Source organism: Plantactinospora sonchi, from assembly GCF_036422035.1.
GTDB classification, from domain to species: Bacteria; Actinomycetota; Actinomycetes; order Mycobacteriales; family Micromonosporaceae; genus Plantactinospora; species Plantactinospora sonchi.
Genome location: NZ_JAZGQK010000015.1, coordinates 41,246 through 54,709, shown reverse-complemented (window position 1 = coordinate 54,709; position 13,464 = coordinate 41,246). Strand labels below are relative to the sequence as shown.

Here is a 13,464-nt window from a genome sequence, read left to right as displayed (position 1 = left end):
TCCGGCGGCTGGTCAGGCCATCGGGAGGTAGACCCGTCCGCCCGACTCCATGAACTCGGACGACTTCTCCTTCATGCCCTGGGCGGCGTACTCCTTCAGCTCCTGGGTGATCTTCATCGAGCAGAACTTCGGGCCGCACATCGAGCAGAAGTGTGCGGTCTTGGCGGGCGCGGCCGGCAGTGTCGCGTCGTGGTACGACCGCGCGGTCTCCGGGTCGAGCGAGAGGTTGAACTGGTCCTCCCAGCGGAACTCGAACCGCGCCTTGGAGAGCGCGTCGTCCCACGCCTGCGCGCCCGGGTGTCCCTTCGCCAGGTCGGCCGCGTGCGCCGCGATCTTGTACGCGATCACGCCCGCCTTGACGTCGTCCCGGTCCGGCAGCCCCAGGTGCTCCTTCGGGGTGACGTAGCAGAGCATCGCGGTGCCGTACATGCCGATCATCGCGGCGCCGATCGCCGAGGTGATGTGGTCGTATGCCGGGGCGATGTCCGTGGTCAGCGGCCCGAGGGTGTAGAACGGCGCCTCGTGGCAGACCTCCTGCTGAAGGTCGACGTTCTCCTTGATCTTGTGCATCGGCACGTGGCCGGGCCCTTCGATCATCACCTGTACGCCGTGCTCCCACGCCACCCTGGTCAGCTCGCCGAGCGTACGCAGCTCCGCGAACTGCGCCTCGTCGTTGGCGTCCGCGATCGAACCGGGGCGCAGCCCGTCGCCGAGCGAGAACGTGACGTCGTACCGGGCGAGGATCTCGCAGAGTTCGGCGAAGTTGGTGTAGAGGAAGTTCTCCTCGTGGTGCGCCAGGCACCAGGCGGCCATGATGGAGCCGCCCCGGGAGACGATGCCGGTGACCCGGTTGACCGCCAGCGGCACGTACGCCAGCCGTACCCCGGCGTGCACGGTCATGTAGTCGACGCCCTGCTCGGCCTGCTCGATCACGGTCTCCCGGAACACCTCCCAGGAGAGTTTCACCGGGTCGCCGTCGACCTTCTCCAGCGCCTGGTAGATCGGGACCGTGCCGATCGGCACCGGCGAGTTGCGGACGATCGCCTCCCGGGTCTCGTGGATCCGCTTGCCGGTGGAGAGGTCCATCACGGTGTCCGCGCCCCACCGGGTCGCCCAGGTCAGTTTCTCCACCTCCTCGGCGACCGAGGAGGTGACGGCGGAGGTGCCGATGTTGGCGTTCACCTTGACCAGGAACGCCTTGCCGATGATCGCCGGCTCGCACTCCGGGTGGTTGACGTTGAGCGGCAGCACCGCCCGGCCGGCCGCGATCTCGTCCCGGACGAATTCGGCCGGCATCTGCTCGCGGATCGCCACGAACTCCATCTCCGGGGTGACGATCCCGGCCCGGGCGTAGACGAACTGGGTGGGCCGGGCGTCGTCCCGACCGGCGAGCGGGCTGCCGGGACCCCGGACCGGGGCGACGTCGCCGCGTTCCGCGATCCACGTACCGCGCATCGGCGGCAGCCCCTCGGCGGGATCCGACCCCGGGCCCGACGTGTCGTACAGCCGCACCGGCGGTTCGTTCCCGGTCAGGTCCACCTCCGCGAAGGGCACCCGGATGTCCGGCCGGCTTCCCTCGACGTACACCTTGCGACGAGCCTTCACACGCCCCACCTCTCTCCTGAAGGACCTGTCAGGTCCACCGTCTCGTCCCCGCCGGACCATCCGTGGTGGTCCAGCGGTCCGTGCCCGCCACCCAGCTCCCACCTACGGGAACCGCGCAACGCACGGTTGACGTACTCCTTGGCGAAGGTCACCGCCTCCGGCACCTCGTCACCGAGGGCGAGCCGGGCGGCGATCGCCGCCGAGAAGGAACAGCCGGTGCCGTGGGTGTTCCGGGTCGGCACCCACGGTCCACGCAGCAGCCGTACGCCGGTGCCGGTCCAGAGCGCGTCGACCGCGTTCTCCGGCTCGGAACCGGTCCCGGCCGCGTCGGCGTCGCCCCCCGTCACCACCACGTACCGGGTGCCCCGGTCGGCGAGCTGCCGGGCCGCCTCCGCCATCTCGTCCGGGGTACGGACCGGCCAGCCGAGCAGCGCCGAAGCCTCCGCCCGGTTCGGGGTCGCCACCAGGGCGTACGGCAGCAGCCGGGCGACCGCGTCGGCCGCGCCGAGCCGGTGTCCGCTGGTCGAGACCAGCACCGGGTCGACGACCAGGTTCGGCAGCAGCCCGTCCCGGGCGGCCTGCGCCACCGCCTCGGCGACCGCCGAGCCGCCGAGCATTCCGGTCTTCACCGCCAGCGGCGGCAGGTCCTCGACGACGGCGGTCAACTGTTCGGTCACCATCTCCGCCGACACCGGGGAGACGGCACGGACCGCCCGGGTGTTCTGGGCGGTGATCGCGGTCAGCACCGAGGTGCCGTACACCCGGAGGGCGGCGAAGACCTTCAGGTCCGCCTGGATGCCCGCGCCCGCACCGGAGTCCGAGCCGGCCACGGTCAGCGCCACCGGCGGCGTCACCGGACCCACCCGCCGACGCCGGCCGGTGCCGGGGTGGCGCCCGGAGTCCGGCCCGGGCCGGGGACGGTGGCCGCGCACAGGGCGCGGACCAGTGCCTCCGGGTCGTCGGCGCGCATCACCGCACCCATCACCGCCACCCCGGCCGCCCCGGCGGCCAGACACGCCGCGACCTGCCCGGCGGTGCCGACACCGCCGAGGGCGAGCACCGGCACCGGGGTACGGGCGACGAGTCGGGCGAGCCCGGCGGGCGCCAGCGGCGGTCCGTATCCGGGTTTGGACGGGGTGGCGTAGACCGGGGACAGCGTGACGTAGTCCTCTGTGGAGAGCCGCCCCAGCTCGGTCTCGTCGTGGCAGGAGCGGCCGACCAGGCGCAGCGTCGGCGGCGGGTACGGCCCGGCGGCGGTCAGGTGCACCGCGTCGCCGTCGAGCGGATCCGGCCCGGCCACCAGCAGTGTCCCGCCGACCGGGGTCAGGATCGCCCGCAACCGTTCGGCCAGGGCCAACCGCTCGGCGTGTGGCAGATCGCGCTCCCGCAGCAGCACCCAGCGCGCGCCGCCGCACACCGCGCCCCGGATCACCTCGGGAAGTGGCCGGCGCGCCTGCCTGCGGTCGGTCACCACCACGATCCCCGCTGGCGTACCCGTCGGGGCTCCGGTCCCGGTCACAGGTCGGGCCGTCCGTCGTCCGGGGTGGACGCCAGGGCGTGGAACCGGCGGGGGATCCGGCCGGCTCCGGCGGCCAGCCGGCCGGCCTCGACGGCGTACCGCATCGCGGTGGCCATCCGTACCGGGTCGGCGGCCCGGGTCACCGCACTGGCCAGCAGCACCCCGTCACAGCCGAGTTCCATCGCCAGCGCCGCGTCGGAGGCGGTGCCGATCCCGGCGTCCAGGATCACCGGCACGTCGACGGCCTGTCGGAGCAGCCGGATCTGGTGCGGGTTGCCGATGCCGAGCCCGGAGCCGATCGGCGCGCCGGCCGGCATCACCGCGGCGCAGCCGAGGTCGGCGAGCCGTCGGGCCAGCACCGGGTCGTCGGTGGTGTACGGCAGCACGGTGAACCCGTCGGCGACCAGTCGTTCGGCGGCGACGACCAGTTCGACCGCGTCCGGCAGCAGGGTGCGCTCGTCACCGATCACCTCGAGCTTCACCCACGAGGTGTCGAACGCCTCCCGGGCCAGGTGTGCCGTGGTCACCGCCTCGGCGGCGGTACGACAGCCGGCGGTGTTCGGCAGCAGCCGTACGCCGCACCGGGCGAGGACGTCGAGCAGTCCGCCGCCCATCGTCGCGCCGCTGTCGATCCGGCGCAGCGCGACGGTGACGAGTTCGGTGCCACTGGCCCGGATCGCCTGCTCCAGCGCGTACGGGCTGCTGGCTCCGCCGGTGCCGAGGATGAGTCGGGACCGGAACGTCTCGCCGCCGAGCCGGAACTCGTCGACGGCGGTTTCCCCGGGGGTCGCCACGGTGGTCATCGCGTTCACCCGCCCTGGGCCGCGGTCAGCACCTCGACCCGGTCCCCGTCCCGCAGCACCCGCGCCGGCCAGCCGGTACGCGGCACCACCTCGCCGTTCACCGCCACCGCCACGCCCCGGCTCTCCGGGGTCAGTTCGGTGACCAGGTCGGCCAGGGTCTTCTCGCCGGGCAGCCGGTGCCCGACTCCGTTCACGGTCAGTTCCATGGTTCCTCCCGGCTCGGGGACTACGCGGATTCGGGCCGCCCACCCGGCCCGACACCGACCTCCGGGTCGGACCGGACCGGGTCGGACCGGACCGGCTCGGCCCGGACAGGGTCCGGTGACCCGAAGCGGTCCGGGGCGAACGGGGCGAGCAGTGGATCGGTCACGCCGGTCGTCAGCAGGTCGGCGACCAGGTCGGCGGTGAGCGGGGTGAGCACGATGCCGTGCCGGTAGTGGCCGGCGGCCACCAGCACCTCCGGCCGGCCGGGCAGCGGGCCGATCAGCGGCGCGTTGTCCGGCGTGCCGGGGCGCAGTCCGGCCCGTGCCTCCACCAGGTGGTACTCGCCGAGTTCGGGCAGCAGTTCGGTGGCGGCGCGGAGCAGTTCCAGCACACCTGAGGCGGTGACGTCGAGGTCGGCGCGTTCTTCGACGGTGGCACCGACCACCACCTCACCGTCGAGGCGGGGTACCAGGTAGACGCCTCGACCGTCGACGTACCCGTCGATGACGTGCCGGAAGCCGGGCGCGGCACCGCCGGGCGCGCGCAGCCGGAGGACCTGCCCCTTCACCGGGCGGACCGGCAGACCGGTCAGTCCGGCCGTGCCGCAGCCGGCCGCGACCACCACCCGCGCCGCGGTCGCGGCCACCTCGTCGAGCGTGGTGACCGGTCGGGCCACCACCGTCACCCCGGCGGCGGCTACCGCGGCCCGCAGCGCCGCCACCAGCCGACGCGGATCCACCTGGTGGTCGCCGGCCGCGAACGCGCCGCCGCGCAACCGGGTCGCCAGCAGCGGCTCGCGGTCGCGCAGTTCCGCCGGCCGCAGCCGGGTGATCGGCAGGCCGAGTTCCCGCTGGTACGCCCAGAGCCGTTCCGCCTCGGCCAGGTCGTCGGAGGTGACCGCGACCGAGAGGGTGCCCTCGGTGCGGTAGCCCAGGTCGAGTCCGGTCCGGTCGGTCAACCCCGCGGCGAAGTCGGGCCACCGGGCGGCCGAGGCGACCAGCAGGCCGGTCAGCGCCCGCTCGCCGAAGTGTGCCTCGGAGACCGGGGCGAGCATGCCGGCGGCGACGTCGGCGGCACCCGAGCCGGGGTTCGGGTCGTAGACGGTGACCCGCATACCCCGTTCGGCGCACCGCCAGGCGGTGGCCAGCCCGACCGGGCCGGCGCCGATCACCGCTACGTCGGGACAGCCGCCGGTCAGCACGTCGCCACTCCGGCGGAGGGCGCGCTGGCGCCTCCACCGGGTGGCGAACTTCGGTCGATCTCGGCCGCGGCGGCGGCTTCCGGGGTGGGGTCGGCCGGCAGCGGCGCACGCAGCGCGGCGAGCAGTTCGGCGGTGGCCCGGGCCGGGTCGACGGCGACGGAGAGCGCGCCGACCACCGCCACGCCGTACGCCCCGGCGGCGCGCAACGCCGACACCTGGGCGGCGGTGATCCCGCCGATCGCGATCACCGGGACCGGCACCGCCGAGGCGACCCGGCGGATCCCGGCCGGGCCGATCGGATCCGGCAGTCCGTCCTTGGTCCGGGTGGCGTAACACGGGCCGACCCCGAGGTAACTGGCGCCGGCGTCGACCGCCGCCAGGCCGGTCTCCGGGTCACGGGCGGTCGCGCCGAGCACCGCCGTCGGGCCGAGCAGCCGGCGGGCGACGTCGACCGGCAGGTCACGGGCGCCGACGTGGGCGCCGACGGCGCCGACCGCGAGCGCCACGTGCAGCCGGTCGTTGACCAGGCAGGCCGCCCCGTACGCGTCGCACAGCGCGAGGATCTCCCGAGCCAGCTCGTACGCGGCCCGGTCGTCGGTGTTGTCCTCGACCCGGACCTGCACGGCCAGTTCGGGTCCGGCCACGGAGAGTGCCGCCCGGACCGTCGACAGTGGATCCCGACCGGGCCGGGTGTCGGTGATGAGATGGAGTCGAGCGAGAGATGACATGGCAACGCTCCTCCCTGCGCCGGCATTACCCGGATCAGGTTCGACGGTCGGGGGCTCCAGCCCCCCTCTCAGCCCGGTACACCGGGCTCCCGTGGGTCACTTGTCGGCGACGATACGCGCTTCGTAACGCTGACGTAAAGACCCGTGACCGATCGCACACGCACCGGCACGGATCGATCCGTCCTCCGCCCCCTGCTTCGCGCCACCCCCGGCTCCCGGTCGCCGCCGCCGACCATCGACCGCCGACGGTCGACCGCCGGTCGGACGCGCGAAAGATCGACTTGGACTGTCCTATCCGGTAAATCCGTTGCCGTTACGCAACCGTTACCGGAATTAACCTCGCGTCCGTATTCCGGTACCCCCGGTACTCGCCCTAATTTGTTCAACGACAAGGCAGAATCCGGCCGGTCGAAGCCTCGGCGGGCCACGATCGGCCCCGCACCCCGAGGCGGACCTTCGGCGAGCCGTACCCGGGATCCCCCGTTGTCCTCATCGGACGAAGGAGATCCTTCGTGGCAACCCCGCGCCGCGTCCGCGGCACCCCCACCACTGACCGGGCACCCGGCCACCGTCCTGGCACCCTCACCCGCTCCCTGCTCAGCACGGCCGCCGCAGTAGCCCTGACCAGCACGATGCTGGTCGGTACCCCGGCCACGGCCGCTCCGGTCGGCCAGCCACTCGCGGCACCCGCACCGGCACCCGCACCCGCCCCGGCGGAACCCTTCTCCGTGCTGGTCTTCTCCAAGACCGCGGGATTCCGGCACGACTCCATACCGGCCGGCATCGCCGCCATCCGACAGCTCGGCACCGAGCACGGCTTCACCGTCGACGCGACCGAGGACGCCGGCGCGTTCACCGAGCAGAACCTGGCCCGCTACCAGGCGGTCGTCTGGCTCTCCACCACCGGTGACGTACTCGACGCCGATCAGCAGACGGCGTTCGAACGGTACATCCAGGCCGGCGGCGGGTACGCCGGTGTGCACGCCGCCTCCGACACCGAGTACGACTGGCCCTGGTACGGCGACCTGGTCGGCGCGTACTTCGCGTCGCACCCGGCCAACCAGCAGGCCACCGTCAAGGTCGAGGACCACGCGCACGAGTCCACGAAGTCGTTGCCGGACACCTGGTCCCGGTACGACGAGTGGTACAACTTCCGGGACAACCCGCGTGCCGACGTACACGTGCTGGCCTCGCTGGACGAGACCAGCTACTCCCCCGGCTCCGGGGCGATGGGCCACGACCACCCGTTCGCCTGGTGCCAGGACTACGACGGCGGCCGGGCCTGGTACACGGCGGGTGGACACACCCAGCAGTCGTACGCCGAACCGGAGTTCCTGGCCCACCTGCTCGGCGGCATCCAGACCGCGGCCGGCGTGGTCGACGCCGACTGCAGCGCCTCGCTGAGCAGCAGCTTCGAGAAGGTGACGCTGGACAGCAACACCAGCAACCCGATGGAGCTGGACGTGGCACCGGACGGCCGGGTCTTCTACGTCGAGCGGGACGGCCGGGTCCAGATCGTCAAGCCGGACACCGGCACCACCGTCACCGCCATCGACCTCGACGTCTTCACCGGCAACGAGGACGGCCTGATCGGCATCCGGCTCGACCCCGACTTCGCCACCAACAAATGGGTGTACCTCTACTACGCGCCCAACGACGGCACCCCGCACAACTTCCTCTCCCGGTTCACCGTCGTCGGCGACACCCTCGACCCGGCCAGCGAGAAGGTCGTGCTGACCGTCACCACCCAGCGCAACACCTGCTGCCACGCGGGCGGCAGCATGGCGTTCGACAGCGCGGGCAACCTCTACCTGGCCACCGGGGACAACACCAACCCGTTCGAGTCGAACGGCTACAGCCCGCTCGACGAGCGGACCGGCCGGCAGGACTACGACGCCCAGCGCACCTCCGGCAACACCAACGACCTGCGTGGCAAGGTGATCCGGATCCACCCGGAGGACGACGGCACGTACACCGTCCCGGCCGGGAACCTGTTCCCGCCGGGCACGGAGAAGACCCGGCCGGAGATCTTCGCGATGGGCTTCCGGAACCCGTTCCGGATCGGCGTCGACCCCGGCACCGACACCCTGTACGTGGCGGACTACGGCCCGGACGCCGGCGCGGCGAACCCGGACCGCGGACCGGGCAACACGGTGGAGTGGAACATCGTCGGGCAGGCCGGCAACTACGGCTGGCCGTACTGCGTCGGCGCCAACGTCGCGTACCGGGAGTTCACCTTCCCGTCCGGGCCGGCCGGCCCGGCGTACGACTGTGCCGCGCCGGTGAACAACTCGCCGAACAACACCGGTCTGACCAACCTGCCGCCGGCGATCCCGGCCACCGTCGACTACGACTACAACGGCAACCCCGAGTTCCCCGAGCTGGGTGGCGGCGGGGCACCGATGGGCGGACCGGTCTACCGGTACGACCCGGAGAACCCCTCCGAGCGCAAGTGGCCGGCGTACTTCGACGGCAAGGCGATGTTCGGCGAGTGGAACCAGAACAAGATGTACACCTTCCAGGTCAGCCAGGACGGCAGGTCGCTGGTGGACATCAACCAGTTGCTCGCCGGGATGACCTTCGTCCGGCCGATGGACTTCGAGTTCGGGCCGGACGGCGCGCTCTACCTGATCGAGTGGGGCAGCGGCTTCGGCGGCAACAACGACAACTCGGGGATCTACCGGATCGAGTACATCGCCGGTGACCGGGCCCCGATCGCGGTCGGAACCGGCGACCCGACCTCCGGCCCGTCGCCGCTGACCGTCGCCTTCTCCAGCGAGGGCTCCCGCGACCCGGACGGTGGCCCGATCACCTACGCCTGGACGTTCGGGGACGGCGGCAGCTCGACCGAGGCCAACCCGACGCACACGTACGCCGCGCCGGGCAACTACAACGCCCAGCTCACCGTCACCAACGACAGCGGCCGTACCGCGGTGGCGAACGTCCCGGTCACGGTCGGGAACACCGCCCCGACGGTGACCATCGAGTTCCCGCCGGAGGGTGGTTTCTTCTACTGGGGCGACCAGGTGCGTTACACGGTCAAGGTGACCGACCCGGAGGACGGGACGATCGACTGCGACCGGGTGAAGTTGCAGTACTTCCTGGGCCACGACAAGCACGCCCACCCGCTCGACGAGTACACCGGCTGCACCGGCCTGGTGCAGACCTCGCTGGCCGCCGGACACGGTGAGGACGCGGACATCTTCGCGGTCTTCGAGGCGACGTACACCGACGGTGGCGGCGCCGGCGGCTCGGCCGCGCTGACCGGCCGGGCGATCGAGGTGCTGCAGCCGAAGCGCAAGCAGGCGGAGTACTTCGCCGCCACCGGCCGCGCCCCCGGCGGGGTCGGCACCGGTGACCCCGGGGTGCAGAGCCAGGCGACCAGCGATCCCCAGGGTGGTTTCCAGAACATCGCCTTCATCGAGGACGGCGACTACTGGTCGTTCGACCCGGCGAACCTGAGCGGCATCGACGCGATCCGGTTCCGGGCCTCCTCGGCCGGCGGCGGCGCGCAGATCGAGGTACGGGCCGGTGCGGCGGACGGTCCGCTACTGGCCACCGCGAGTGTGCCGAACACCGGCGGCTGGCAGACCTGGGCCGACGTCACGGCGCAACTGGCCAGCCCGAGCACGGTGAGCGGTCCGCTCTTCTTCGTGGCCAAGAACCCGGCCGGCGCCACCGGCACCGGGGCGATCCTCAACGTCAACTGGGTCGACTTCGTCGGCCGGGGCATCACCGAGAACGCGCCGCCGGCGGTGTCGGTCAGCGCGGACCCGACCACCGGCACCGCACCGGTCCGGGTGGCCTTCGACGGCACCGCCAGTGACGCCGAGGGTGACGGGCTCACGTACGCCTGGGACTTCGGTGACGGTGGCACGGCGGACACCCTCGACGCGGTGCACACGTACGCCGTCGCGGGCACCTTCGTGGCGACGCTGACCGTGACCGACGAGCGGGGCGCGCAGTCCTCGGCGTACGTGTCGATCCGGGTGGAGGCACCGAACACATCCTGTTTCGGGGCCCGCTCGGACGACTTCTCCGGCACCTCGCTGGAGAAGGACCGCTGGTCGACGGTGGTCCGGGAGAACCAGCTGTACGCGGTACGGGACGGCAACCTGGTGCTGCCGACCTCGGTCGGCGACCTGTACGGCAGCCGTAACGACGCCAGCAACCTGGTGCTGCAACCGGCACCGAGCGGCGCCTGGCAGGCCACCACCCGGGTCAGACTCGCGGCGGCGGCCAACTACCAGCAGGCCGGTCTGATCGTGTACGGCGACGACGAGAACTACGCCAAGCTGGATCTGCTCTACAACGGCAGCCGGCGGATCGAGTTCATCCGGGAGACCGCCGGAACGCCGCGCAACGAGTCCGGCGACTCGACGGCGGCACCGGCCGGTGAGTGGCTTCACCTGCGGCTGACCAGCGACGGGACGAACCTGACCGCCGCGTACTCGGCCGACGGGCAGACCTTCACCCCGGTCGGGCGGTCGGCCGCGCTGGCCGGCATCACCGAGCCGAAGGTGGGGCTGTTCGCACTGAACGGCGGCACCGACGCGCCGGTGGTCGACGCCGAGTTCGACGTGTTCCAGTTCTCGCCGGACGAGCCGGCCGGCCCGGTCACCCCGTCCGACGAGTTCACCGGCGACACGCTCGACAAGTGCCGGTGGGACGGGATCGTCCGGGAGGACCCGGCGGCGTACCGGATCGTCGACGGCGCGCTGCGGGTCGACGTACCGAACGGTGACATCTACGGCACCGGCAACACCGGGCCGACGAACCTCGTCCTACAGACCGCGCCGGACGGCGACTGGACCGTGGAGACGAAGGTCGACGGCAGCCTCTTCACCGAGCAGTACCAGCAGGCCGGTCTGCTCGTGTACGGCGACGACGACAACTACCTGAAGTTCGACTTCATCGTCGACAACCAGGTCGGTCAGCCGTTGTCCCGGCGGCTCGAGTTCCGCAGCGAGGTCGCCGGTGCGGTGCAGAACCCGCAGCCGGAGGCGACGAACCTCACCGCCTCGGTCTGGCACCTGCGGCTGGCGAAGGTCGGGAACACGTACACGGCGGCGTACTCGGCCGACGGTACGACCTGGTCGGAACTGGCCCCGCTGACCAACACGGCGGTCGGTGACACACCGAAGGTCGGTCTGTTCAGCCTCGGCGGGGCGCAGACCGCGTCAAAGACCGTCTCGTTCGACTACTTCCGGCTCAGCACGGAGGTGGCCGACGAGGTCGCGCCGGTGACCACCGCCAGCGTGTCGGGGACCCCGACCGCCGGCTGGTACACCGGCCCGGTCACGGTCACCCTCTCCGCCAGCGACAACAACGGCGGCAGCGGGGTGGCGGGCATCGAGTACCAGCTCGACGGCGCGACCGGCTGGACCCGGTACACCGAGCCGGTGGCGGTCAGCGGCGACGGCGACCACGAGGTGCGGTTCCGGGCCACGGACGAGGCGGGCAACGTCGAGGAGACGAAGTCCGTACCGGTGCGGATCGACGCCACCGCGCCGGTCAGCAGCGCCTCCTTCGCGCCGCCGACCGACGACGGCTGGCACGGCGACGGGACCGTTCCGGTGACGTTGACCTCGACCGACGCCGGGTCCGGGGTGACCCGCCTGGAGTGGTCGCTGGACGGCGGCGCCTGGACGGCGTACACCGAGCCGGTGAACGTGACCGGGGACGGGCAGCACGAGCTGCTCTACCGGGCCACCGACGCGGCCGGCAACGTCGAGACACTCAAGTCCGCGGTGCTGAAGATCGACGGTGTGAAGCCGACCGTGTTGGTCTCCGGGCTGGCCGACGGCCAGCTCTACGGGGACAGCCAGGACGTCCGGGTGAACTGGTCGGCGGTCGACCCGACCTCGGGCATCAGGGCGACGGTCGGCACGCTGGACGGCCGGCCGTACCAGCCGAACACCCTGCAGGCCATGTACGAGCTGCCGCTCGGCCTGCACGAGCTGACCGTGACCGCGACGGACAGGGCGGGCAACAGCACCACCTCGACCGTCCGGTTCTTCGTCACCACCTCGTTCCGGGACATGCAGCAGTTGCTGGACCGGTTCAAGGCGACGGGTCGGCTGTCGGCCAGGGCGCACAAGCAGTTGTCGGACAAGCTCGCCACGGTCCGGCAGGCCGAGGCGAACGGCAACGACGACAAGGCGATCAAGCAGCTCGGCCAGTTCAAGGCGCTCGCCGCGGACCCCGGGCTGGTCGCCGAGGCGGAGATCCGGGACGTGCTGGTCCGGGACGCCGACGCGATGATCGTGCGGCTCGGCGGTGACCCCAGCACCGCCGGGGTCCGGGCGAACGAGGGAAAGTGGGGGCCGGGCCCCGGCCGGTGGCCGGGTCCCCCGACCCGGGTCAACCGGGGCGGCCGGCTCTAGGACGGTGCGGGGGCGGCCACCTCACCGGTGGCCGCCCCCGTGTCGCCGTGGGCCGGGACGCTGGTCTCAGAGCAGGGCGCGCAGCTCGGCGAGGTCCTCGGCGGACGGCCGCCAACGGCCCGCGGCCGCGTTCGTCCGCACCTGCTCCGGGCTGGTGGCCCCGGCGATCACCGAGGTCACCGCCGGCTGGGCGGCCAGCCCGCCGATCGCCACCTCCACCATGGACAGTCCCCGCTCGGCGGCGTACCTCTCGATCGCCTCGATGGTGTCCCAGGGTGCGGTGGCGAGCCGCTGGGCGTACCGGGGCGAGGAGCCGGCGAGCCGGCTGTCCGCCGGGGGCTCGGCACCCCGCTTGTACTTGCCGGTGAGCAGCCCGTCGGCGAGCGGGAAGAACGGCAGTACGCCGAGGCCGAACCGCTCGGCCGCCGGTACGACCTCGTTCTCGACGTCCCGGTGCAGCAGGCTGTAGTGGTTCTGGGCGCTGACGAACGGCGTCCAGCCGTTGGTCCGGGCGGTCCAGTCGGCGTCGGCGATCTGCCAACCGGCGAAGTTCGAGTTGCCGAGGTACCGGACCTTGCCGGCCCGGACCAGGTCGTCGAGGGCGCTCAGCGTCTCGTCGATCGGGGTACCCGGGTCGGGTTCGTGCATCTGGTAGAGGTCGATCCAGTCGGTGCCGAGCCGGCGCAGCGACGCCTCGACGGCGCGGACGACGTACCGGCGGGCACCCCGGGCGCCGTGGTCCGGGCCGTTCAACCCGCCCATGTCCATGCCGAACTTGCTGGCCAGCACGACGTCGTCCCGACGCCCCCGCAGCGCCGCGCCCAACTGTTCCTCGGATCCGCCCTTGGGCTCGCCGTAGATGTCCGCGGTGTCGAAGAAGTTGATCCCGGCGTCGAGGGCGGCGTCCACCACCGCCCGGGTGCCGACGGCGTCCAACTTGCGGCCGAAGTTGTTGCAGCCGATTCCGACCACGGACACCACCAGCCCGGAGTCGCCCAACCGGCGGTACGTCATCTCA

8 protein-coding genes, 1 pseudogene and 1 riboswitch are annotated in these 13,464 nt (G+C 72.2%); of the genes and pseudogenes, 1 reads left to right on the top strand and 8 read right to left on the bottom strand.

The window, feature by feature from the left end; all coding sequences use genetic code 11:
• Nucleotides 1–12 precede the first annotated feature (12 nt).
• The 7 genes and pseudogenes from thiC to thiE all read right to left on the bottom strand — a co-directional run.
• On the bottom strand, nt 13–1,605 hold the full coding sequence (thiC, locus tag V1633_RS18160; RefSeq protein ID WP_331215524.1) for a phosphomethylpyrimidine synthase ThiC: 1,593 nt from the start codon (nt 1,603–1,605) through the stop codon (nt 13–15).
• On the bottom strand, nt 1,602–2,459 hold the full coding sequence (gene thiD / locus V1633_RS18155) for a bifunctional hydroxymethylpyrimidine kinase/phosphomethylpyrimidine kinase (protein ID WP_331215523.1): 858 nt from the start codon (nt 2,457–2,459) through the stop codon (nt 1,602–1,604). The genes thiC and thiD overlap by 4 nt, the downstream gene beginning before the upstream one ends.
• The gene (locus V1633_RS18150; RefSeq protein WP_331215522.1) at nt 2,456–3,124 is read right to left on the bottom strand and encodes a thiamine phosphate synthase; all 669 of its coding nucleotides are present in this window, start codon (nt 3,122–3,124) and stop codon (nt 2,456–2,458) included. The genes thiD and V1633_RS18150 overlap by 4 nt, the downstream gene beginning before the upstream one ends.
• Nucleotides 3,121–3,927, bottom strand: coding sequence for a thiazole synthase (locus V1633_RS18145; protein WP_331215521.1), 807 nt, complete (start codon nt 3,925–3,927; stop codon nt 3,121–3,123). Before V1633_RS18145 ends, V1633_RS18150 begins: the two co-directional genes overlap by 4 nt.
• Nucleotides 3,928–3,932: 5 nt before the next feature.
• Nucleotides 3,933–4,133, bottom strand: coding sequence for a sulfur carrier protein ThiS (gene thiS, locus V1633_RS18140; RefSeq protein ID WP_331215520.1), 201 nt, complete (start codon nt 4,131–4,133; stop codon nt 3,933–3,935).
• A gap of 20 nt (nt 4,134–4,153) precedes the next feature.
• On the bottom strand, nt 4,154–5,332 hold the full coding sequence (gene thiO / locus V1633_RS18135; protein WP_331215519.1) for a glycine oxidase ThiO: 1,179 nt from the start codon (nt 5,330–5,332) through the stop codon (nt 4,154–4,156).
• Nucleotides 5,333–5,442: 110 nt separating this feature from the next.
• Nucleotides 5,443–6,060 (bottom strand): annotated as a pseudogene (thiE, locus tag V1633_RS18130) (thiamine phosphate synthase); the annotation flags it as partial.
• A riboswitch (TPP riboswitch) is annotated at nt 6,055–6,163 on the bottom strand. Its footprint overlaps the pseudogene before it by 6 nt.
• Before the next feature lie 529 nt (nt 6,164–6,692).
• Between thiE and V1633_RS18125 the strand changes: the two are divergent.
• Nucleotides 6,693–12,446 carry a ThuA domain-containing protein gene (locus V1633_RS18125; protein ID WP_331215590.1) on the top strand — a complete coding sequence of 1,918 codons (5,754 nt, stop codon included), beginning with the start codon at nt 6,693–6,695 and terminating at the stop codon, nt 12,444–12,446.
• Nucleotides 12,447–12,512: 66 nt separating this feature from the next.
• On the opposite strand, the gene V1633_RS18120 is transcribed toward V1633_RS18125, so the two are convergent.
• On the bottom strand, nt 12,513–13,460 hold the full coding sequence (locus tag V1633_RS18120; RefSeq protein WP_331215589.1) for an aldo/keto reductase: 948 nt from the start codon (nt 13,458–13,460) through the stop codon (nt 12,513–12,515).
• Nucleotides 13,461–13,464 lie beyond the last annotated feature (4 nt).